Here is a 21,831-nt window from a genome sequence, read left to right as displayed (position 1 = left end):
ACAGGCTCAGGGATCGACAGGCTCAGGGATCGACAGGCTCAGGGATCGACAGGCTCAGGGATCGACAGGCTCAGGGATCGACAGGCTCAGGGATCGACAGGCTCAGGGATCGACAGGCTCAGGGATCGACAGGCTCAGGGATCGACAGGCTCAGGGATCGACAGGCTCAGGGATCGACAGGCTCAGACGGCGACGGGCACTCCGACCGGCAGCAGGAAGCCTGCGAAGAAGTCACGCAGCTCGGTGCGTGCCGACAGCGGCAGCACGTGCGACACATACTGATCCGGACGCACGACGATGACCGCACCCTCTGCGGCGATGCCGCGAACGGCGAAGATGTCGTCCGCAGCGTCTGCTGCCCAGACCTTCTCCCAGTCCTGCAGGCCGAGCGGCCCCGACTTCGGAAGCAGCAGCTCGGGCAGGGCCGTGACATCGACGTCGTGGTGCGAGCCGCGGAAGATGGCGTGCACGTCGATGACGCTGTCGATATCGGCATCCGCTCCGGTGAACTCGCGGACCGGCGAGTTCTCTCCGTCGCTCAGCCACGTGGCGAACTCCCGCAGTGCCGCCCCAGAAGTGTCTCCGAAAGCGTAGATGCGCCAGCGACCGTCGGCGACGTGCGAGTGGCCGAGCTGCAGCGGGCGCGCGTCTGCGACACGGCGCACGGGCGAGGAGTGGAAGCGCGTGCCGACCTCGAATCCGCTCGCCAACCCCTGATAGCCGGATGCCCCAGTGAGCAGCGACGGGGTGTACTGCGTCGCAAGGCCCGCCGTGTAGCGACCCTGGCGGGCGAACTCGTCCTGCATGTCTGCGGCCGAGACGCCGCCGAGCTCGGGGTGCGCGGGGTCGAGCGCCGGCTGCGCGATGAAGGCCGACCAGTGCTTGTCGAAGGCGATAAGGTCGGCGGCGATCCTCTGGCGCTCTTCCGAGTAGGTGCGCAGCAGCGTGGCATCCGATCGTCCCTGCAGAACGGCGGCGAGCTTCCAACCGAGGTTGAAGGCGTCCTGCATCGACACGTTCATGCCCTGGCCCGCCTTGGCGCTGTGCGTGTGGCACGCGTCGCCGGCGACGAACAGGTGCGGCACGGCATCCGAGGGCGAGTCAGAGGCCAGGTCATCGAAGCGGTCAGCGACGCGCTGGCCGACCTCGTACACGCTCGACCAGGCCACCTGCTGCACGTCGATCGAGTACGGGTACAGAATGCCGTTGGCGACCTCGCGCAGCTCTTCGGCGGTCTTCTTGCGGATGTCGCTGTCGCCTGCCTGGACCTCGCCGAGGTCGACGTAGCAGCGCACCATGTTGCCGCCCTCGCGCGGGATCATCAAGAGGCTCCCCTTGCCGGCGGACTGCACGACGTTCTTGGTGCGCCAGTCGGGGAAGTCTGTGGTGGCGAGCACGTCCATGACACCCCAGGCGTGGTTGGCGGCGTCACCCTTGAGCTGGATCCCGAGCGCGCGGCGCACGTTGCTGCGCGCACCGTCGCAGCCGACGACGTACTTGGCGCGAACGGTGAACTCGGTGCCGTCAGCGCGACGGAGCGTGGCGATGACCGGGTGGTCCGATGCGGCATCCATCTCGAAGCCGGCGAACTCGATGCCGTAATCGGCCTCGAGCCGCGACGGGGAGTTCGCGGCGTGCTCGAGCAGGTACTGCTGCATCCGCGCCTGGTTGACGATGACGTGCGGGAACTCGCTGAGTCCCGCGGGGGTGTCCTCGACCCACCCAGTGCGGGTGATCTTGGAGCGGTCGTCCTCAGACGGCCCCCAGAAGCGCACTTCGTTGACCCAGTAGGCCTCGCGCACCAGCGCATCTGCCAGGCCGAAAGCCTGGAACATCTCGACCGTGCGGCAGGCGACGCCATCGGCGTGACCGACCTGCAGCGGCTCTTCGCGACGCTCGATGATGCGGGTGGTGATGTCGGGGAACTCAGAGAGCTGCGCGGCCAGAACCGTTCCCGCGGGCCCCGTGCCGACGATGAGAACGTCGAGCTTCTCGGGGAAGACGTCGCTGCGCGAGGCGGCCTCAGGGGCCACGGGGCGGACGTCAGGATCGCCGGGTCGGTATCCGTCGCGGTAGAACTGCATCTGATCTCCTTCGATCTCCGGTGCGCCCGGAATTCGTCCGACCTCGTCGGGTTAGTTGGGGTACCAACGATTGTACATGGATGCGCCGTGCGAAGCTAGCCCCATGGCGAACTCGCGCTCCGGTGACTCGATGACCGTGCGCATCGTGCGTGTTCTCGAGACTTTCAGCGCCGAGCGCACGGTGCAGACCGCGACCGAGATCGCCGATCGCTCCGGCCTTCCGCGCTCCACGGCGCACCGCATCGTCGGCGAACTCAGCGCCGAAGGGATCCTCGAGCGCGACGAAGAAGGCCGCATCCGTCTCGGCATGCGCCTGTGGGAGCTCGCGCTGCGCGGATCCAGCGCGCTGCGCCTGCGCCAAGCCGCGATGCCGCACATGGAGCGCGTGCAGACGCTCGTCCGCGAACACACCCAGCTCGCCGTGCTCGAACACGATGAAGCGCTCTTCCTCGAGCGCCTCTCCCATCCGGATGCCGGCGCCAACATCACCCGCATCGCCGGGCGCCTCCCGCTGCACGCTTCCTCTTCCGGTCTTATTCTGCTCGCGTTCGCAGACCCCGCCGTTCGCGAGCGGGTGCTCTCCGGCCCGCTTCGCGCACTCTCGACCGAGACGGTGACGGATGCCGCGGCTCTCCGTGCGCTGCTCGCATCGATCCGCCGGCGCGGCTTCGTCGCGGCCCCCGGATCGATCGAAGCGGTCTCCACGGGGGTCGCCGTTCCGGTCCGCGACAGGGGTGAAGTCGTTGCCGCACTCTCAGTCGTGCTGCCCCGCGATGCGGATCCCACCGCCGCACTCGACGCTTTACGCGGCGCCGCGCGCGACACAGAGCGTGACCTGCGCGCGCTCCGCTGACACGCGCGCTCCGCTGCCACGCGCCGTTCAGGTCGCGATCTGTGCCGCTATCGAGCCGCGTAAGCGACAGAATTCGCGACCTGAACGGGCACTTCCGCCCATTCAATGGGATCCATCGACACAGGAGGCGCGGAGCGAGGCACACTGGTGCGCAGCATCCACCCGTCGAAGGAGACTGAATGAGTACCGCATCCGACACCGTCCGCACCTCGTCGATCCGCACCCAGGTCGCGATCGTCGGCGCAGGCCCCGCCGGCCTCATCCTCTCCCAGCTGCTCGCCGATGCCGGGATCGAGTCGGTCATCATCGATCAGCGTTCGCGCGAAGAGATCGAGCAGACCATTCGCGCCGGCATCCTCGAGCAGGGCACGGTCGACCTGCTCACCCGGATCGACCCGAACAGCCGAGTGCACACGGTCGGCGACCGTCACGACGGCATCGAGCTTCGGTTCGAGGGAGAAGGGCACCGCATCGACTTCGCGAACCTCGTCGGCCGCAGCGTCTGGCTCTACCCTCAGCACGAAGTGCTGAAAGACATGCTCACCCTGCGCCTGAGCCGCGGTCAGGACCTGCGCTTCGGCGTGACCGCGACCCGCGTCGAGGGCGTCGACACCGACAGTCCACGCGTGACCGCGACGGATGCCGAGGGCGCCGAGCTCGTCATCGATGCCGACTTCGTGGTGGGCGCCGACGGCTCACGCTCTGTCGTGCGCCCCGCCATCACCGGCGCCTCGCGCACCGGATACTTCCGCGAATACCCGTTCGCGTGGTTCGGCATCCTCTGCGAAGCACCGGCCTCCTCGGATGAACTCATCTACAGCAACTCCGAGAACGGCTTCGCTCTGATCAGCCAGCGCAGCCCCGAGGTGCAGCGGATGTACTTCCAGTGCGACCCCGACGCCGACCCACTCGCACCCAGCGAAGCCGAGATCTGGGAGACGCTGCAGTCACGCGTGCCCGGCACGACCCTGAAAGAGGGCCGGATCTTCCAGCGCGACGTGCTGCGCTTCCGCAGTTTCGTCGCCAGCGAGCTGCGCCACGGTCGCGCAGCGCTCGTCGGTGACGCCGCGCACACCGTGCCGCCCACCGGAGCGAAGGGGATGAACCTCGCGGTCGCCGACGTCGTGATACTCGCGAAGGCGCTGAACGCGCTGCTCGTCGAGAACGACTCCCGCCTGATCGATGGCTACGCGGATGCCGCATCGCGCCGCATCTGGAAGGCGCAGAACTTCTCGTGGTGGATGACGAGCATGCTGCACCTGGAGCCCTCGCACAATGAGTTCGACCGCAGGCGCCAGCTCGGTGAACTGCGCTCGGTCGTCGATTCAGAAGCCGGACGCACCTACCTCGCCGAGGCCTACACCGGGTGGCCGCACGACTGACTCCGAACCTCGCGAACCCGCAAAACCACGCCGAGGCAACGTCAGTTCGACGTTGCCTCGGCGTGGTTTTGCGGTTTTACAGCGGGGGAATCAGCCCTTCGAGGGCGTGCGGTTCTCTGCACTGACCATCCACGCGAACTGCTCAAGCGTGTCGATGATCTCATGGAGGATGTCTGCGGTTGTCGGATCCTCCTCGTCGATCGGGTCGTGCACGTCGCGCATCGTCCCGACGGTCGCCTCGAGCCGCACGGTAATCAGGTCGACGGTCTCGGTCGTGGTGATCTCACCCTGCGGATACTCCGGCAGCGTGGTCGTCGATGCAACGGTGTCACTGCGTCCGTCCGGAACGGCGTGCAGCGCCCGCATGCGCTCTGCGATGGTGTCGCTGAACGTCCGGACGGCGGCGACGATCTCATCGAGCTGCAAGTGCGTATCCCGGAAGTTGCGTCCCACGACGTTCCAGTGCGCCTGCTTGCCCTGCATCGACAACTCAAGAAGATCGACCAGCACCGCCTGCAGGTTCTTTCCGAGTTGCTTCGATGCGACGAAGCCCTTCTCAGCGTTCTGGCGCCGCGTGCTCTTCTCTCCCGAGCCCCCGCGAGCTGCGCCCTTGTTCTTCGAGTCTGACTTCGTACTTGCCTTAGTCGTTGCCATTATGACCTCCTGCCCGAAACGCTATCCAGCCAGATGGCGCACAGAGAGGGGCTTGACAACCCGTCACTGCCGCGACACGCGCTGTCGGAACCGCCACGCGGCGACCGCGAGCACGATGGCCGCGAGCACGATGGCCGTTGTCGCCACCACGGGAGCCGCGGGATCCCCACCCCAGCGACCGACCGCAATCCAGACGAGCCCCCAGGCGGTTGCGCCCGCAGGCGCCCACCGACCCCCGCGCCACGCGGTGAAGACAGCGATGAGGCCGGCCGCGATGAGTGTGATGGTCCCAGGGATCCCCGGCGCCTCCGCCCACGAAGCAATGCCGATGTCGGCGAGCCAGGCCGCGAGATTCGCTGCCGCCGCAACTGTCACCCAGCCGAGGTAGAGCCCGATGACGCCGTCGATGAGCACGATCTCCGCGACTGTCCCGCGACGCGGGCGTCGACACACGCGCACAAAGGTCACCAGCAGCACGCCGAGCAGCAGCGCGATGATCACGAAGGACTCCGCGATCCGCCAGGCCATGACGCACATGATCCACGCGGCATTCAGCACAGCGGATGCCGCGACGCCGTACCCGATCGCCCGGTGACGCGGCTTCGCCGACTGTCCAGGCATGAACTGCCAGATCGCATAGGCGAGAAGGCCGAGGTAGATCACGGACCAGATCGCGAACGCGAGGCCTGCGGGCGCGAGCACTGTGGCGTCCGCGGCGAAGGCTCCGCCGGCAGCATCCGAGATTCCCGAGCCGCCGAACAGCCCGGATCCGAACAGCGCTGCAACAAGGGATCCGACCACCGTCAGCGCAACAAGGCTCCGACGCACGCGGTCAGACTTCTCGCTCTGGGACATGCCCCCAGGGTAGACGTGGCCTCGGTCAGCTCACTCTGCGGGCGGCGGCGTGGCGCACACTGCCATGGCCGAGATTCCCTCGTGATACTGCTCGGCAGTGAACGGCAGACCGAACTCCGGGGCCGTCTGTCCCTGGGCAGCGGGCGCCTTGGAGGCGATCGCTGCGAGCTCCCAGGCGAGGTAGGCGGCAACGCTGGATCCGGAGGTGGAGTTGTTCAGCACGACGGCGACAGTGAACCCTGTCGTCGGGTCGGCGTACGCGGCTGTGGTGTAACCGGGCGTCGAGCCGTGCTGTCCGATCAGGGGTCCGACCAGATATGCGCCGCCGGTCGCCTGGTACCAGGATTCTGCGTTGGGAGATGCCGGCAGAGGAGTCGCGAACTGGTCTGGCTTCGGGTCCTCGCGAAGCCCCTGGCGTGCTGCGGCCTGGGCGAACCGGCCGAGGTCGTCGATCGTCGAGACCACACCGGAGTCGGTGTAGCCCACGCTGGAGGAGAGCGTCGTGATGTCGACGGGAGCCGTGCAGTCAAAGCCGCCCTCGATGGCGTTCAGCCGATTTCCGCTGAGTGGGTTCTCGCCGGGCGCTGCCGCCGCCGGGCTCGGAAGCGAAGTGCTCGTCAGCTCGAGCGGGTTGGTGACGTACTTCGCGATCAGCTCGGATGCGGTCATCCCCGAAGCGCGCTCCAGAGCGAGCCCGAGAAGAAGGTATCCGGCGTCGGAGTCGCGGTAGCTCGTGTGCGGCGCGGTCGGCGCCTGTCCGAGGCCGAAGGATGCGAGCTCGAGCGGTGCCCAGACGCGCTCGGGTGTGTTCAGCCACATCCCCGCCACTGCCATCTCGGACGATCCAGCGCCACTGGTGCCGTTGCAGAGGTCGAGCAGCGTGATGTCCTTCATCTTCGCCACCCCCGACACGTAGTCGGGAACGGGGGCATCGAGTTCGACCGTGCCCTCATCGACGAGCGCGTAGAGCACCTCGCAGGTCATGATCCGAGTGACATCGCCGATGCGGAAGGACATGTCCGCGGTGACGGCGGTCTGATCCTCGACCGACTGCGTGCCGAGTGCCGTGACCCAGGTGCCGCTCCAGGGAACCCACACGCCGACGATCGCGCCGGTCGCGCCGACCTTGGCCATGGCGTTCTCGACAGCGGCCTGCATCGGCGCGACCGTGTCATCGGGGAGCATCTGGTCCACCTGCTCGGGCGCCGTGTACGTGAAGGAGTCCTCCGACGCGCATCCGGTCAGCACAAGAGCAAGAGCGGCCGCGCCGGCGACGGCAGCACGCCAGGGGCGCGACGAAAGATGGGGCATGGGTGGGACTCCTGGAAGATCTATCCCACGAGTCTAGGGCGCGCCGTCTGAAACACTGCACGGTTGATGGCGATCGCGGCAGACACACAGACTTCACTCAGATGCGCAGCTCCAGACGTACAGTGATGACCATGCCGCACATCTTCGACAGCGACGTGGTCGCCGCTATTCTCCGCCATATGAACGGCGACCACTCCGATGACAACCTCCTGATCGCCCGCGCTTTCGCCACGGCATCCGATCTGCCCATCACGGATGCCGTGATGACAGACCTCGACGGAGACGGCGGCGTCTGGCAGATCACCCGCGGCGACGTCCAGGAGGAACTGCGCGTGCCGTGGCCGGGCGGCGCCATCGACGAGCGCCCCGCCGTGCGGCGCGAGGTCGTCGCTCTCTACGACGCTGCCTGCGCGAAGCTCGGGGTCGAACCGCGACCGCATTCCTGACCCTTCCGGTTAGGTAAGGTGTCCCTTACACTGAGCGCATGGTGGAAATCCTCTCGTTCTCCGCGGCGCTGCGTGAGCGCTCGTCCGGTTCGCACTCGCGCAGCGAGCACGCCGGTTTCATGGCCGATCTGCTCAAGGGCGAGGCATCCCGCGAGGACTACATCTCGCTCGTCGCACAGCACTACTTCATCTACGAAGCGCTCGAGTCAGCCGGCGAGCGAATGCGGCGCGACCCCGTCGCGTCCGTCTTCATCAGCGACAAGCTCACCCGCCTTCCCGCCCTCGAGGCCGATCTCGAGTTCCTCGTCGGGCCGGACTGGCGCGATGAGATCGCACGTCTTCCGACGACGCAGCGCTACGTCGCGCGCATCAACGAGGTCGGCGCGACGTGGGCGGGCGGTTTCGTCGCGCACCACTACACGCGCTACCTGGGCGATCTGTCAGGCGGTGTGTTCATCGGCCGCGTGATGCAGCGCCGGTTCGGATTCGAGACCAATGGCGTCGGCTTCTACCTGTTCGACGACATCGCCGACCCGAACGCTTTCAAGGACGTCTACCGCGAGCAGCTGGATGCCGCACCGTGGGATGCCGCAGAGCGCGAGCGCGTCATCGATGAGGTGCTGCTGGCCTACCGCTTCAACACCGAGCTGTTCGAGGATCTCGACCACGCCCGGCTCGCCGCCTGACCCGCAGGCGAACTCAGTTGCCAGCGACCTGCGGAGTCGAGCCCTGCCGAGCCTCCCACGCGTCGCGCATGAAACGTCGCACGTCCTGATCCACCCGGATGTCACTCGGACGCAGCGGACGCGACAGGTACAGCCCGTCGAGTGAGGTGAGCCGCGACAGCGCCACGTAGGTCTGCCCCGGCGCGAACGCTCCTCCACCGAGGTCGATGACCGCGCGATCGTAGGTCTTGCCCTGCGACTTGTGGATCGTGACCGCCCACGCCAGCCGCAGCGGGAACTGCATGAACTCGGCGATCACGTCGCGACTGAGCGTCTTCGTGTTCGCGTCGTAGGAGTAGCGGAACCTTTCCCACACAGCGGGCTCGACATCGACGTCCTCGCCGTCGATCTCGACGCGCACCGATCCGCCGAGAATGCGCTTGACCGTGCCGATCGTGCCGTTGACCCAGCGCGGGGGCTCACCGGTCATCGACACGTCGTTGCGCAGGAACATCACCTGCGCGCCGACCTTGAGCTTCAGTTCCGCGTCTGCGGGGTAGTTGCCGTCCCCGCGCCCGAAGTCGCCGTTGATCTCGGCGCGCGCGGTCTGCTCCTTGCCCGCGAGGGCTGCGAGGTGGCGCTTGTTGATGTTGTTGACGATGTCATTGCGCGTCGCGAGCGTGATGATGGGGATCTCACCCGGCTCAGGGTCAGGAGGCGTGCGCGTGCCCTGCGTGTTGAGCACCTCGGCGATCTCTGCGGTCACCCGCCCGTAGCGGACGGCGTTCAGCATCGACTTGAAACCATCATCGGACTGCCGGTGGATCTGCACCAGCTCGCGCACGTGCAGCGGTGCGCCGTGACGTCCGAGATCGATCAGACCGTCGGCTTCGCCCATCGTCGCTCCGGCCCACACCTTCGCGTCGAAGAACCAGAACGAGCGGTAATGGTCCTGCACGTAGCGGAGCTCATCGCCCCGCGGCGGCACCGGTGCCAGCTGATATGGGTCGCCGAACATGACCACCTGCACCCCGCCGAACGGTTCGGCGCGCCTGCCGCGGGCCTGGCGCAGCGCGCGGTCCATGCCGTCCATCAGGTCGGCGTTGACCATCGACACCTCGTCGATGACGAGAGTGTCGATCGCATTCAGGATGCGGCGGGTGGCATCGTTCTGCTCGATCTCGCTCTCGGCGATGAGCCCGATCGGCAGCCGGAAGAGTGAATGAATCGTCTGGCCCTCGACGTTCAGGGCCGCAACACCGGTTGGCGCGCAGATCGCGATCTGCTTCTGGGTGTGCCACGCGAAGTACTGCAGGAGCGTGGACTTGCCGGTTCCCGCGCGCCCCGTGATGAAGACGTGCTCCCTGGTGTCCTCGATGAGTCGGAACAGCTCCTGCTGCTCATCGGAAAGGGCGGGGAAAGACACGACTCTCATCGTACGTCGACCTCCGGCACCAGATGGGCGCGAACTCGGCACTGTCACAGCCCGCACTTCTAGACTGGCGCCATGGATCAGCCCTCGACGACGCGCGTGCGCCGCCGCTTGTGGTTCGATCTGACTGCTCTCGCGCTGGTCGGAGTACTTCTGCTCGGCGCCATGGGCGCCGGAGGAACAGTCCTCTACAAGGAGTTCTACGGTCCAGCGGCCTTCGTCACCCGCTATCTCGATCTCCTCTCCAGCGGCCGCGCCGCCGATGCTCTACTTGTTCCCGGCGTCGCCGTCGATCGCAGCACTCTGGAGAAGGCCGGCATCGATGCCGATGCGTCCGAGGCGATGCTGCGCAAGAGCGCGCTCGCTCCGCTGAGCGACCTCGACGTCTTCGCGACGGCATCCGAAGATGGCGTCTTCTCCGTCACCGCCTCCTACGTCGCCGGAACTCACGGGGGGTCCACGACTTTCCAGGTCGAGCAGGACGGCTGGGAAGGCATCACTCCCAACTGGCGCTTCACCCGCTCGCCCCTTGCCGCCGTCTCGCTGACGCTCCTCGGCGCCGACCAGTTCGCCGTGAACGGCTTCCCCGTAGATCGGCGGCAGGTCATGGCATCCGGTGCGGATACTGTCGCAGGAGACCCGCTGCCGCTGCTGGTGTTCACCCCTGGGCTCTACTCGATCACCGTCGACACCGCCATCGCGACGTCACCGGGGGTGAGCATCCTTGCGGACTCTCCCCTCACTCAAACCCCGGTCGAGGTGCAGACCGCACCCACCGAGAAGTTCACCGCCGTCGTCCAAGAGCGCGTCGAGGAGTACCTCACGCAGTGCACGACTCAGCAGGTACTGCAGCCGACTGCCTGCCCCTTCGGTCTCGAGGTGCGCAACCGCATCGTCGACCCGCCTGTGTGGTCGATCGCCGCTCAGCCCGTCGTCACGGTCGAGCCCGATGGCGCGCATTGGAGGATCCCGCCGACCGACGCCGTCGCTCACATCGAGGTCGACATCCGCTCGCTGTTCGACGGCTCGGTCGAGCACGTCTCTGAAGATGTGCCGTTCCAGGTCGATGGCTCGATCGCCATCCTTCCCGACGGCTCAGCGTCGATCAGGGTCGGGTCACCGCTCGGCTGAGTCAGCGGCCTTCGCGGGCCGCCTGGCGCTGGTCTCTTTCGGCGAGGGCTGCGAGCTTCGCGTTGTACTCCTCGAGCTCGGCTTCCCCGGTGCGATCGGCGTTGCGGTCGGTGCGCCGCTGCACCTTGGTGTCGTCGCGGCTCCACTGAATGGCGACGGTGACCGCGAGGATAAGCGTCGGGATCTCACCCACAGACCAGGCCACTCCTCCGCCGATGTACTGGTCCTCCATCGGCGTCGGACCCCAGGTGCGGCCCATGGATCCGAACCATTCCGCGACCATGAGCCCCTCCTGCATCATGATCGCCATTCCGAAGAACGCGTGCATGGCCATGACGGCGATGAGCGTGATGAGGCGTCCCGCGTACGGCAGGCGGTACGGTACCGGGTCGATGCCGACCAGGCTCAGCACAAAGAGGTAGCCCGAGATGAGGAAGTGGATGATCATCCACTCGTGTCCAAGGTGCTCGTACATCGACCACCGCACGAGGTCGGTGAAGTAGAACGCCCAGAGCGACACGATGAAGATGCCGGCCGCGACGAAGGGGTGCGTGATGATCCGCGAGAACGGGGACTGCACAGCCCAGAGGATCCACTCGCGCGCGCCGCGGGTGCCGTCATCGCGCTTGTGGATGCTGCGTAGCGCGAGGGTCACCGGCGCACCGGAGACCAGCAGCAGCGGGATCGCCATCGACAGGATCATGTGGCCCAGCATGTGCACGCTGAACAGGTACTCCTGGTACAGGTTGATCGGTCCGCACGTGACCCAGACGAGCAGCAGCAATCCCAGCATCCAGAACACGGTGCGCTGGATCGGCCAACGATCCCCGCGTCGGTGCAGGCGCCAGACGCCCGCGATGTAGAAGAACGCACCGAGCACTGCAGCCAGCGCCCAGAGGATGTCGACGTCCCACCCGGTGAACCACATGTCGATCGTGAACTCGGGAGGAAGCGGCGAGCGTGTGAGGATCTCTGCTGGAGTCTGCCGGTCGACGGCCGTCAGGCCCGTCGGCGGGGGCGTGCGCGCGAGCGCAGCGGCGGCGCCCGATGCGAGTCCCATGAGCGCGACTTCGCAGAGCACCAGCATCCAGAACCAGCGCGAAGCGCTCTCGCCGGCCGCGCGCGACGCGTCCATTCGCGGAATGAGGCGGGCGCGATACCAGGCGCCGAGCAGGCCCATGCCACACAGCAGCACCGCCTTGGCGATGATGATGAGGCCGTAGGGGCTCCAGAGTGCGTCCCAGCTGCCGAGGCCGACGGTGGACCGGACGACGCCCGAGACGGCGACGACGAAGAAGGCGGCGATGGCGAGGCTCGAGTATCGGCGCACGAGGGAAACGGCATCGACACCCTTGGTGAGGTGCAGCACGACCAGGAGCATGAGTCCGCCGAGCCACACCGCAGCGCCGACGGTGTGCAGCAGGATCGAGTTCACCGCGATGACGTGACCGGACAGCTCGCCCGAGTGACCCTGCGTCGCCATCGGCAGGAGAGCGGCGAGTGCGATGACCGCGGTGATCAGCGTCGGAAGCCAGCTGCGCCAGGCGAAAGCGAGGATCGTGACGATCGCGCCCATGATCGTGGTGATCAGCCAAGCCTGACCGAGAGGGAGGGCGAGGAGGAAGCGCCCCAGATCTGAGCCGAATTGCTGCTCGAGGCTGAGTTCAGGGGTGAACGCCGCGAGGAAGGTGAGGAAGCCGGTGGCGCCGGCAGAGATCGTGAAGAGGGCGGCGCCGAGCGATGCGGTGTCCATTGCCGTTTCGAACGGCTTCTCCCCCGCGCGGAGCGCGAACAGGGCGAGAACCATCGGGCCGATCATGAGTGCGGCGCTGAGGTTGTTCACCAACCGGGCGATCGGCAGGCTCCAGCGGATGACGTCGCCGGGGTCACCGATCAGCAGGGGCGCAGCGCCTCCGCCGAACAGGAGCGCTGCGACCACGGCGACCGCGGCGGACGCGACCAGGATCAGGACTCCGGCCGCACGATACGACGATGCGGGAATGGTGCCTTGGCCGGGAGAACTCACCCTTCAAGCCTAAGCTCGCGGGCACTGCTGCGGCACCACGCATGAAGGCCGCCCCGACAGGGACGGCCTTCATAAGCTTCGTGAAGTAAGCGGACTTACTTGACAGCTGCCTTGAGCTTGGAGCCAGCGGTGACCTTGACGCGCTTGCCAGCGGGGATCTTGATCTCTGCGCCGGTCTGCGGGTTGCGGCCGGTGCGGGCAGCGGTGTCGACCTGCTCGAAAGCGATCCAGCCCGGGATCGAGACCTTGCTGCCCTTGGCAACTGCGTCCGAAACCGTGGCGAAGAGGGAGTCGAGGACGCCCGAGACGGTGGCCTGGCTCTGGCCGGTGGCGGAAGCAATGCTCGCGACGAGCTCGGTCTTGGTGATGGACTTGTCAGCCATGTCATCCTCCAGCGACGAGGTTCCCGTCGCATTGTCGTTGTGGTCGGAGCAGGTGCTCCTGGTCGAGTGACCGCCTTGAATGTACCAACCGAGACCCGTATTTCCGCGTCATTTCGCGGGTTTTGGGGTTTTTCTAGGCGTGTCGGGTCACTTTGGCCACTTTCGTCACACGATTCGCGGGGTGCACCGGCATCCGGGAGGGGTCACCGGGGGCGCCATTTCGCGCCAGAGGCGACCAATTGCGCCACCTCCCCGAGCAGAGCGGATGCCAGGCACGCAAAAGGGGCGAGGATCCGAAGATCCTCGCCCCTTCTAAGCGATGCTTACCAGCTCGACTTGGTCACACCGGGCAGCTCGCCACGGTGGGCCATGTCGCGGAAGCGCACACGCGAGATGCCGAACTTGGTCAGCATGCCACGGGGGCGTCCGTCGATGGCGTCACGCGAACGCACGCGCACAGGCGATGCGTTACGCGGAAGCTTCTGCAGCCCGACGCGAGCGGCTTCGCGAGCCTCGTCGGTAGCGTTCGGGTCGACCAGGGTCTTCTTCAGCTCGAGGCGACGCTCGGCGTAGCGCTCGACGATGACCTTGCGCTGCTCGTTACGAGCGATCTTGCTCTTCTTAGCCATGGATCAACGCTCCTCTCGGAATTCGACGTGCTTGCGGACTACCGGGTCGTACTTCTTGAGCACGATGCGGTCGGGGGTGTTACGACGGTTCTTCTTGGTCACGTAGGTGTAACCGGTGCCCGCCGTCGAACGGAGCTTGATGATCGGACGGACGTCCTGAGACTTCTTAGCCATTAGAGCTTCACACCCTTCGCCTTGAGGTCTGCGACAACCTTCTCGATACCGCGCGCGTCGATCACCTTGATGCCCTTGGCGGACACGTTGAGCGTGATCTTACGGCCGAGCGAGGGCACGTAGTACGTCTTCTTCTGCACGTTCGGGTCGAAGCGACGCTTCGTCCGGCGGTGCGAGTGCGAGATGTTGTGACCGAAGCCGGGAACAGCTCCTGTCACCTGGCACACTGCTGCCATGTGATTACTCCTTCATTACCGTGAGACCGGACGGCCTCACCCAAGATCCCTTGTCTGCGCGCCGCAGCCCTTTCAACAAGTGAGAGGACCAAGCAACACACGAACTGCGCACAGGAGTGTGCACAGACAAGGAGTCAGTTTAGCATGGCCTGCGCGTCTGCTGCACCGCGCCCCCAGCGGAACGGCGAGACTGTTCGGTCGCCGGCGATCCAGAAGCGCCAGGGGAAAGCATCCGTCCCCGCGATGCCCGCGACGCCGACCCGCGGTCCGGATGCGACCTCGACAGGCTCATCGTTCCACCACAGCTGTGCGGAGGCACCGTTCAGAAGCGTCCCGTCGACGAAATCGATCCCGTCGTGCAGCGCGTGCCGCAGGCCCATCACCTGACCGAGCCGTCCAGGACCTCGCGCCAGATCGCGTCCTGATCTGCCAGATCGGGATGCCGCGGCATCCGCCCCTTCGATCACTTCACCCGCGCGCAGGAGCACTCCCCCTGCGGTCCCTTCCGGACCGCATACGACGTTCACGCACGAGTGGATGCCGTGGCTGAGGTAGACGTAGAGGCGACCGGGCTCCCCCCACATCGTGGCATTGCGGGCGGTCGGTCCCATGCGCGCGTGCGATCCGGGGTCCGACACATCGCCGGTCCCCCGCCCGTGATACGCCTCGGTCTCGGTGATGCGCAGCCAGACCGGTGCGCCGTCCACCGTCGTGCGCAGCTGAGCGCCGAGCAGCTGCGGTGCGATCTCGAGCGGAAGGCGCTCGAGATGCACCCTGGTCGCGCGGTGGAGCGTCATCTCAGAAGGCCGGGGCGATCTGACACCACGACACGTCGAATCCGGTGAGGGCGACGAGCTCCTCACCGGTGCGCAGGTCGAGCAGGTGCGTCTCGAGATTCTTCGGAAGGGGCACGAGCATATTGTCGTAGGGGTTCTCGACGAGCTTCGGGGCAACCGTCACCGCGGCGTACTGCCCGCTCGGTGACGGGCACGCCTGCAGGATCGCACTGCCGGACTCGACCTCGAGCACGGGTTCTGCGATCCCGTCGTCGCCAACGCGGATGATCGCCTGACCGGTCGGCAGTCCACTCTCGTCGCGCGCGACAATGTGACGCAGGGTGCCGCCGGGGAACGGGGTGATCGTCTTCGAGGGGCCGAAGTCGGGGTCGGATGCCGCAAGCGGAGTCTCCGTGCCGTCGGCGAGATCCAGCTCGATGATGCTCTGGTCGGCGCGGCTGATGATGGCGGTGTAGGTGCCGCGCGAAATGCCGAGCAACTGGGAGGCCATCCCCATGTTCTGTGCGCCGGCGTCGCCGGCGCGGTCATCCAGCGAGAGGGTGCCGGCAAAATCGATGAATAGCACTGCTGCGGAATCGGGCACGAACTGCCACGACGCGATGCTCGCCTCTTCGTCGCCGACCTCGACGATCTGCGGCTCGCCCTCGCCGCTGATCGGCTGCGTCACGAGCACACTCGCGCGTCCGCTGTCTGCGGTGATCGTGCGATCGGAATACGTGTAACCGACCAGGCCGCCCCGGTCGGACACCTGCACGGTGCTCACGAATCCATCTCCGGGAAGGGTGAGCTCGTGGACGTTCTTGCCCTCATGATCCATGACGAGAATGCGTGAGCCGTCGTCATCCTCGATGGCGACGACGAGCTGATTCGCGGTCGCCCGGTAGTCATTGATGCGCGGATGGGTGAAGACCGGCACTGCCCTCTCACCGGTGAGATCCGTGCGGAAGATCGAGTCGTCGTCCTCGGAGCGGTTCAGCAGGAAGATCTGAGACGCCGGCGTCGTGAACGACGTCTGAAGATCGGATGCTGGGCCTCCGCCGCTGCTGGTCACATCGGCGACCTTCACGGTGTATTTCGTCGAGTCATCGAGCGGGACGGTGAAGCGGATGCCGACGCTGCGCCCGGTGGCATCCACGGTGAACGGCACGGCTGGATCCACTGTGACCTGCGACTCATCGATCTCGCCCAGCGACTGGTTCGCGGTGAGGATGACCCGGCTGCCCGAGACCTGAATCGCTTCGGCGGCATCGACCTGCACCTGGCTGACGCGCGGACCCTGGAACAGACTGATCGCGCCGAGCACCCCGGTCACGAGGATCAGCACTCCGACGACACCGAGGATCGCGTAGAGGAAGCGGCGGTTCTTCCCCTGAGCCACAGCCGGCCCCTGAGCCACAGCCGGCCCCTGAGCCTGTCGAAGGGTCGGCGGGTCGTCTACGGACGCTTCGACAGGCTCAGCGACCGGAGGAAGTCGAAGCGTGTCGCTCTCGGGCGCGACCGGGATCGCGGGGGCATCCTGAGCAGCGCGCTCTGCGGCCTCGCGCGCGGCGCGGGCTTCGGCGCGGCTCCTCGGGGGCTGGGGCGCCTCGGGCTGGTCCTCAGTACTCATAGGGATCCCCGGGCTCATCGATCGCGACGACCGACTCGGGTAGCACGCGCAGCGAGCCGTCAGCATCCGCCTTGACCGTGCCGGTGACCTCGATCCACTGTCCGGTTCCGTACTCCGCCCCATCGATCGTCACCGGCACAGCCGCAGGCTGGGCGTCGATCACGCAGTGCGTGATGACCATCCGGGTGAGGTTCACCGAATCTGATTCGCCGGGGGTGACGAAGCCGACGAGCGTGACGGGAGCGCCGTCGTAGGCCTCGGGCCGCGATGCGGTCGCGAAGACGCTCGACCACTCGCCCACCCCGAAAGTGGTGGTGTCGGCAACGCCGAGCTGAGGGGTGTCTGCGCCGGCGAAGAGGGTGCCGCCAGCATCCGCTCGCGACATCGCGAGATCGACCGACAGCGACGCGGGGGGAAGAACGAGCGCACCGACGACGACCGCCGTGGCGACGACTCCTGCGGACGCCGTGCCGACGAGGGTGAGCGTGCGACGGCGCGGGGTCTCGTCTTCGTCGATCCCGTGGTCGTGGTCGTGGTCCGACTCTGCTCCGAGCGGCAGCGCGAATGACCAGATCGCGCCGAGGAGCACGACGACAGCGCCTGCGCACGCGAACCAGATCGATTCCGGCGCGATGAAGAGGGTGAGCCGGCCCGTCGCGGCGAGGCCGATCGTGACGACGGCGAGAACAGTGGCAAGGCCCACGCCGAGCCAGCGGGTACCGAGGGCGCGTGCGCGCGACGAGGAATCAGCCAAAGACGTTCACCCCGATCCCGATCGCGAAGGCGCTCATCACCACGACTGCGACGACCCCGACCAGAGTGCGCGCGGTGAACGTGGTGCGCAGCAGAGCGAGCATCTTGATGTCGACGAGCGGCCCGACCAGCAGGAACGCGATCAGCGCGCCTGACGAGAACGTCGACGCGAACGACAGCGCGAAGAACGCATCGACGTTGGAGCAGATCGCGACCGTCATCGCCAGCAGGATCATCGCGACGATCGACAGCACGGGGTTCGAACCGATCGCGAGGAGCATGTCGCGCGGCACGAGCACCTGGACTGCTCCGGCGAGCGCTGAACCGATCACGAGCGCGGGCATGACCGCGCGGAGCTCGATGAGGAACTGCGTGAGACTGCGACGCGTCGGCGTGCCGTGCTCGTGCGTGACGCGCTCGCACGTCTGCGTGAACCGGCGGGTGAGCGAGGCGCCGGGGTTGGACTGAAGACTGTAGATCCAGCCGATGAGGTTGGCGATCAGGTATCCGCCGACGAGGCGAGCGATGAGGATGCCACCGTCGAAGCCGAACGCGGCATGCGTGGTGATGATGACGATCGGGTTCACGATGGGAGCGGCGATGAGAAAAGTCATCGCCTCGGCGGGCGCAAGACCGCGCATCATGAGTCCGCGCGCGAAGGGCACGTTTCCGCACTCGCAGACCGGGATCAGCATCCCGAGCAGCGAGAGGACTGCGCGCCTGGCCCAGCCAGCTTTCGGAAGCCAGCGGTGGATGAGATCCGGCGGCAGCCACACCTGCACGACGATCGAGAGCACCACGCCAAGCACGACGAACGGCAGCGCCTCGATGAGGACGCTGAGCGCAAGGGTCAGGCCGTCCTGTGCGCGGTCGGGCAGTGCGTCCTGGAACAGCGTCGGGGCGAGCCAGTCGATCAGGAAGAGCGCGGCGATGACTGCGACACCGATCGCGACGCCGATCCATGGCGAACGCGCGCGCCCGTTCCTTGAGTCCGACGAGCGCCCTGAGCCTGTCGAAGGGTGCGGCCGCGTCGGCGTGGGGCTGCTCACGCCTGTCCTTCGGCCGCGCGCTCATTGGCGCACGGCGTGCACAGCCCGAAGATGTCGACGACGTGCTCTGCGTCGGTGAAGCCGTGCAGGGCCGCGGTGCGCTGCGCCCAGGCTTCGACGTCCTTCGCTTCGATCTCGACGGTCAGCCCACACGATCGGCAGATCAGGTGATGGTGGTGACCCTCGCTCGTGCAGGCGCGGTAGAGCGCCTCGCCCTCGGGGCTCTGCAGCGAGTCGGCGTCGCCGGCAGCGGCGAGACCCGACAGTGCTCGGTAGACCGTGGCCAGGCCGATGCCGGTGTTCTCTTCGCGAAGAGTAGCGTGCAGACCCTGTGCGCTCACGAAACCGCGCGCGTCGGCGAGCGCTTCGCGCACGCGTTCGCGCTGCCAGGTGTTCCGCTGAGCCATGCCCTTGATTCTAGGCCGGAAGCGTTGTGCCGGTCCTGGGAGCGGCGCTGCGCCGCACGGGGCAGCCGCTCGCAGCAGCCGCACGCAGCAGTCCATCACCGGGCACGTGCATAACTCCTGAACTTTTTGTCGGCCGGAAGCGAGCGCCCGCGGCAACTCGCGGTTCTCAGCGGCCGTCGCCGCGGTCAGGGCGGAAAGTTCAGGAGTTATGCGCGCGCGCTGCGCCGCACCCGCCCGCGGATGCGCTGTGCGATCCAGCATCCGACGTAGATGAGGAACGAGATCGTGGTGATGTACGGGCTCACCGGAAGCGTGCCGGCGAGTGCGAGCAGGATGCCCCCGACCGCAGAGACGAACCCGAACAGTGCTGCCAGCAGCGGAACCGCCAGTGGGCCTGCGGTCACCCGCATGGCGGCGGCCGCCGGCGTCACCAGCAGCGCCATCACCAGCAGCGCGCCGATGATGTGCACACTAACGGCGACGATGAGCCCGAGCAGCACCATGAACGTCAGGCTCACGAGCCTGGTCGGGATGCCGCGCGCCGACGCCGCGATCGGATCGAGGGAGTCGAATCGCAGCGGGTTCCACATCAGCAGCAGCCCCAGCAGCACGACCACGCTGATCCCGATCAGCCAGCCGAGGTCGGGGCTGGAGACCGACACGATCTGCCCGGTGAGCAGACTGAAGCGGTTCGCGCTTCGGCCGTCGTAGAGCGAGAGGAACAGGATGCCGAGACCGAGGCCGAACGGCATGAGAACGCCGACGATCGAGTTGCGGTCACGCGCCTTGGACCCGAGGATGCCGATGAGGATCGCCGCGACCAGCGCACCGCCGAGCGATCCCGCCACGACGCTCCCGCCGAACAGCAGCGCTGCTGCGGCACCGGCGAAGGCCAGTTCGCTGACCCCGTGCACCGCGAACGCGAGATCGCGCTGCATGACGAAGACGCCGATCAGCCCGCCGACGACGCCGAGCACGGCACCGGCGATGATCGAGTTGGCCAGCAGCGCGACGAGGGCCCCGTAGTCCTGGAACGAGAAGACGTCACTCCAGTCGAGCAGCGGCACGATCATGCGTCGTCCTCGTCGTGGTCGTGGTGCGGCGTGGTGTCCGGAGCGCCGACGACGACCAGCCGGTCACCGGCGCGCAGCACGAACACCGGGGTTCCGTACAGGTCGGTGAGCACGCGGCTCTGCAGCACCTCGTCGGGCGTCCCGAGCACGAAGCGTCCACCGGCGATGTAAAGGATGCGGTCGACTCGGCCGAGGATCGGGTTGATGTCGTGGGTGACGAAGAGCACTGCGGCGTCTCGGTCTTTACGCTGTCGGTCGATGATCTCGGTGATCCCGACCTGGTTGGCGAGGTCGAGGTTCGACAACGGCTCGTCGCACAGCAGGAGCGTTGGCTCATCGGCGAGCGCCTGTCCGACCCGCAGCCGTTGCTGCTCGCCTCCGGAGAGCAGACCCACCGGGCGCTCTGCGAAGTGGGATGCACCCACGCCGTCGAGGAGGGCGTCGACTCTAGCCCGGTCGCCACGGCGCGGAATCGGGAATCCGAACCGTGTGCCGCTGACGCCGAGAGCGACGACATCGCGGGCGCGCATGCTCGTGTCGGGCGGGAGGGGACGCTGCTGCGGAATGTAGCCGATGCGTGGATTTCCCCTGTGCACAGGCTGGCCCGCAACCCGGATGCTGCCGTTGCTGAGCGGCTGCAGACCCAGAATCGCCCGCATCAGCGTCGTCTTACCCGACCCGGAGGGCCCGAGCACCGCGATGAACTCGCCGGGCTCGACCGTCAGATCCAGGCCGGACCACAGCTCGCGGTCGTCTCGCCGGAGAGCTGCGCCGCTGATCTCGAGGACTGGACCTGAGCCCGCCCCCTGAGCCCGACGAGCGACCGCACTCACGAACGGAGCGCGTCGGCGAGGCTCTGAATCGCGTCGTGCATCCACTCAGAGTACGACGATCCTTCCTCGAGCAGCTCCGTAAACGCCACGATCGGGATGCCAGCAGTCTTCGCAGCATCCTCGACGCGCTCGGTTTCGCCACCACCGGTCTGCGCATTGGTGAGCACGACCTTCACGTCGCCGCTCTCGATGATCTTGAGGGACTCGAGGATCGTGGCGGGCGGGACGTCGCGCCCCTCTTCCACTGCGGCAGCGAAGCCTTCCGGGGCGAGGTCGCTGAGACCAGCGGATGCTGCGATGTAGCCGGGCAGAGGTTCGGTGATGAAGGCTCCGGCACCGTGCGCCTCGGCCTTGATCGCCTCGAGTTCGGCCTCGGCTGCTTCGAGGTCGGCGATGATCTCATCGGCCGCGGCGGTGAAATCGGCAGCGCCATCGGGGTCGACTTCGCCGAGCTCGTCAGCGAGCCCCTCGACGACGTGGATCATCGTGTGAGGGTCGAACCAGACGTGCTCGTTGAAGCCCTCGATGTGGTCGTGGCCCTCGTGATCCCCCTCGTCGGCGTGGGCGTGGTCGTGGCCTTCTTCCCCTTCGGCCGCTTCGTGCTCATCCGCATCGCCGTCGTGCCCGGCGTTGCCGGGGTAGTCGTGTGAGAACTCGACCGCCGTGAACACATGTGCATCGGATCCGTCGAGAAGCGTGTCGATGAACGCGTCGTACCCGCCGCCGTTCCGGGCGACCAGATCGGCACCCTGCACGGCCAGGCGATCGCGCGCGGTCGCCTCATAGGAGTGCGGGTCGTGAGCTGCCGAGTCGATGATCGTGGTGACGTCGACCCGGTCGCCGCCGATCTGCTCGAGGAGCGAGCCGTACACATTCGTGCTCGCCGTGACACGGATGAGTCCGTCATCAACGTCGTCGCTCGTCGTACCGGAGCATCCGGCGAGAACGAGCACGGATGCGGCAAGGATCGCGGCGGCGTTGAATTTCTGCATGCTCCGATATTACACGCTAATGAGAATCATTATCACCACGGGCGGGTGCGCACCGCT

Annotated in this window: 23 protein-coding genes; 5 read left to right on the top strand and 18 right to left on the bottom strand. The window is 66.8% G+C overall.

What is annotated here, in order from left to right; translation table 11 throughout:
* Positions 1-182 precede the first annotated feature (182 nt).
* Positions 183-2,084, bottom strand: a complete 1,902-nt coding sequence (locus ACTU6U_RS14625; RefSeq protein WP_443469847.1) for an FAD-dependent monooxygenase — start codon at positions 2,082-2,084, stop codon at positions 183-185.
* Positions 2,085-2,187: 103 nt separating this feature from the next.
* Between ACTU6U_RS14625 and ACTU6U_RS14620 the strand changes: the two genes are divergently transcribed.
* Together ACTU6U_RS14620 and ACTU6U_RS14615 are read left to right on the top strand one after the other, a co-directional pair.
* The gene (locus ACTU6U_RS14620) at positions 2,188-2,937 is read left to right on the top strand and encodes an IclR family transcriptional regulator (protein WP_443469846.1); all 750 of its coding nucleotides are present in this window, start codon (positions 2,188-2,190) and stop codon (positions 2,935-2,937) included.
* A 179-nt stretch (positions 2,938-3,116) separates the two neighbouring features.
* Positions 3,117-4,319, top strand: a complete 1,203-nt coding sequence (locus tag ACTU6U_RS14615; protein ID WP_443469845.1) for a 4-hydroxybenzoate 3-monooxygenase — start codon at positions 3,117-3,119, stop codon at positions 4,317-4,319.
* 90 nt (positions 4,320-4,409) lie between these two features.
* Here the strand turns inward: ACTU6U_RS14615 and ACTU6U_RS14610 are convergent, their stop codons facing one another.
* From ACTU6U_RS14610 to ACTU6U_RS14600, 3 genes are all read right to left on the bottom strand, one after another.
* The gene (locus tag ACTU6U_RS14610) at positions 4,410-4,973 is read right to left on the bottom strand and encodes a Dps family protein (protein WP_443469844.1); all 564 of its coding nucleotides are present in this window, start codon (positions 4,971-4,973) and stop codon (positions 4,410-4,412) included.
* Between the two features lie 63 nt (positions 4,974-5,036).
* Positions 5,037-5,828: a TspO-related membrane protein gene (locus ACTU6U_RS14605; RefSeq protein WP_443469843.1), complete on the bottom strand. Its 792-nt coding sequence runs from the start codon at positions 5,826-5,828 to the stop codon at positions 5,037-5,039.
* Between the two features lie 30 nt (positions 5,829-5,858).
* Complete coding sequence (locus ACTU6U_RS14600; RefSeq protein WP_443469842.1) at positions 5,859-7,139, bottom strand: serine hydrolase domain-containing protein; 1,281 nt, start codon at positions 7,137-7,139, stop codon at positions 5,859-5,861.
* Between the two features lie 131 nt (positions 7,140-7,270).
* On the opposite strand from ACTU6U_RS14600, the gene ACTU6U_RS14595 reads away from it, so the two are divergent.
* Both ACTU6U_RS14595 and ACTU6U_RS14590 read left to right on the top strand, forming a co-directional pair.
* Positions 7,271-7,585, top strand: coding sequence for a DUF2470 domain-containing protein (locus ACTU6U_RS14595; protein ID WP_443469841.1), 315 nt, complete (start codon positions 7,271-7,273; stop codon positions 7,583-7,585).
* 38 nt (positions 7,586-7,623) lie between these two features.
* Positions 7,624-8,271, top strand: coding sequence for a biliverdin-producing heme oxygenase (locus ACTU6U_RS14590; protein WP_443469840.1), 648 nt, complete (start codon positions 7,624-7,626; stop codon positions 8,269-8,271).
* Positions 8,272-8,284: 13 nt separating this feature from the next.
* Here the strand turns inward: ACTU6U_RS14590 and ACTU6U_RS14585 are convergent, their stop codons facing one another.
* The gene (locus ACTU6U_RS14585) at positions 8,285-9,676 is read right to left on the bottom strand and encodes an ATP-dependent DNA helicase (RefSeq protein WP_443469839.1); all 1,392 of its coding nucleotides are present in this window, start codon (positions 9,674-9,676) and stop codon (positions 8,285-8,287) included.
* Between the two features lie 81 nt (positions 9,677-9,757).
* Here ACTU6U_RS14585 and ACTU6U_RS14580 point away from each other — a divergent pair, with 81 nt between their 5' ends.
* A complete protein-coding gene (locus tag ACTU6U_RS14580; RefSeq protein ID WP_443469838.1) occupies positions 9,758-10,813 on the top strand; it encodes a hypothetical protein in 1,056 nt (351 codons plus the stop codon).
* A 1-nt stretch (position 10,814) separates the two neighbouring features.
* Here ACTU6U_RS14580 and ACTU6U_RS14575 read toward each other — a convergent pair whose 3' ends face one another.
* The 13 genes from ACTU6U_RS14575 to ACTU6U_RS14515 all read right to left on the bottom strand — a co-directional run bounded on the left by ACTU6U_RS14575 (position 10,815) and on the right by ACTU6U_RS14515 (position 21,774).
* Entirely contained in the window at positions 10,815-12,839 is a 2,025-nt protein-coding gene (locus ACTU6U_RS14575; protein WP_443469837.1) for a bifunctional copper resistance protein CopD/cytochrome c oxidase assembly protein, read from the bottom strand.
* A 95-nt stretch (positions 12,840-12,934) separates the two neighbouring features.
* Positions 12,935-13,222 (bottom strand): HU family DNA-binding protein, encoded by a 288-nt coding sequence (locus tag ACTU6U_RS14570; RefSeq protein WP_417509406.1) that lies wholly within the window; start codon positions 13,220-13,222, stop codon positions 12,935-12,937.
* Positions 13,223-13,545: 323 nt separating this feature from the next.
* Positions 13,546-13,851, bottom strand: coding sequence for a 30S ribosomal protein S14 (rpsN, locus tag ACTU6U_RS14565; RefSeq protein ID WP_144793638.1), 306 nt, complete (start codon positions 13,849-13,851; stop codon positions 13,546-13,548).
* Between the two features lie 3 nt (positions 13,852-13,854).
* A complete protein-coding gene (gene rpmG, locus ACTU6U_RS14560) occupies positions 13,855-14,025 on the bottom strand; it encodes a 50S ribosomal protein L33 (RefSeq protein WP_441884558.1) in 171 nt (56 codons plus the stop codon).
* Positions 14,025-14,261, bottom strand: a complete 237-nt coding sequence (gene rpmB / locus ACTU6U_RS14555) for a 50S ribosomal protein L28 (protein WP_443469836.1) — start codon at positions 14,259-14,261, stop codon at positions 14,025-14,027. The genes rpmG and rpmB overlap by 1 nt, the downstream gene beginning before the upstream one ends.
* Positions 14,262-14,395: 134 nt before the next feature.
* On the bottom strand, positions 14,396-15,058 hold the full coding sequence (locus ACTU6U_RS14550; RefSeq protein ID WP_443469835.1) for a DNA-3-methyladenine glycosylase: 663 nt from the start codon (positions 15,056-15,058) through the stop codon (positions 14,396-14,398).
* A 1-nt stretch (position 15,059) separates the two neighbouring features.
* On the bottom strand, positions 15,060-16,667 hold the full coding sequence (locus tag ACTU6U_RS14545; RefSeq protein ID WP_443469834.1) for an Ig-like domain-containing domain: 1,608 nt from the start codon (positions 16,665-16,667) through the stop codon (positions 15,060-15,062).
* The gene (locus ACTU6U_RS14540) at positions 16,657-17,421 is read right to left on the bottom strand and encodes a TIGR03943 family putative permease subunit (RefSeq protein WP_443469833.1); all 765 of its coding nucleotides are present in this window, start codon (positions 17,419-17,421) and stop codon (positions 16,657-16,659) included. Before ACTU6U_RS14540 ends, ACTU6U_RS14545 begins: the two co-directional genes overlap by 11 nt.
* Positions 17,414-18,469, bottom strand: a complete 1,056-nt coding sequence (locus ACTU6U_RS14535; RefSeq protein WP_443469832.1) for a permease — start codon at positions 18,467-18,469, stop codon at positions 17,414-17,416. Before ACTU6U_RS14535 ends, ACTU6U_RS14540 begins: the two co-directional genes overlap by 8 nt.
* A complete protein-coding gene (locus tag ACTU6U_RS14530; RefSeq protein ID WP_443469831.1) occupies positions 18,466-18,876 on the bottom strand; it encodes a Fur family transcriptional regulator in 411 nt (136 codons plus the stop codon). The genes ACTU6U_RS14535 and ACTU6U_RS14530 overlap by 4 nt, the downstream gene beginning before the upstream one ends.
* A gap of 206 nt (positions 18,877-19,082) precedes the next feature.
* Entirely contained in the window at positions 19,083-19,949 is an 867-nt protein-coding gene (locus tag ACTU6U_RS14525) for a metal ABC transporter permease (protein WP_443469830.1), read from the bottom strand.
* Positions 19,946-20,782: a metal ABC transporter ATP-binding protein gene (locus ACTU6U_RS14520; RefSeq protein ID WP_443469829.1), complete on the bottom strand. Its 837-nt coding sequence runs from the start codon at positions 20,780-20,782 to the stop codon at positions 19,946-19,948. The genes ACTU6U_RS14525 and ACTU6U_RS14520 overlap by 4 nt, the downstream gene beginning before the upstream one ends.
* A complete protein-coding gene (locus ACTU6U_RS14515; RefSeq protein ID WP_443469828.1) occupies positions 20,779-21,774 on the bottom strand; it encodes a metal ABC transporter solute-binding protein, Zn/Mn family in 996 nt (331 codons plus the stop codon). The genes ACTU6U_RS14520 and ACTU6U_RS14515 overlap by 4 nt, the downstream gene beginning before the upstream one ends.
* Between the last annotated feature and the right edge of the window lie 57 nt (positions 21,775-21,831).

This window comes from Microbacterium zouquanmingi (genome assembly GCF_052266695.1).
Taxonomy (GTDB): domain Bacteria; phylum Actinomycetota; class Actinomycetes; order Actinomycetales; family Microbacteriaceae; genus Microbacterium.
Note: the sequence above shows the minus strand (reverse complement) of the source record. Positions and strands in the feature narration are given on the sequence as shown.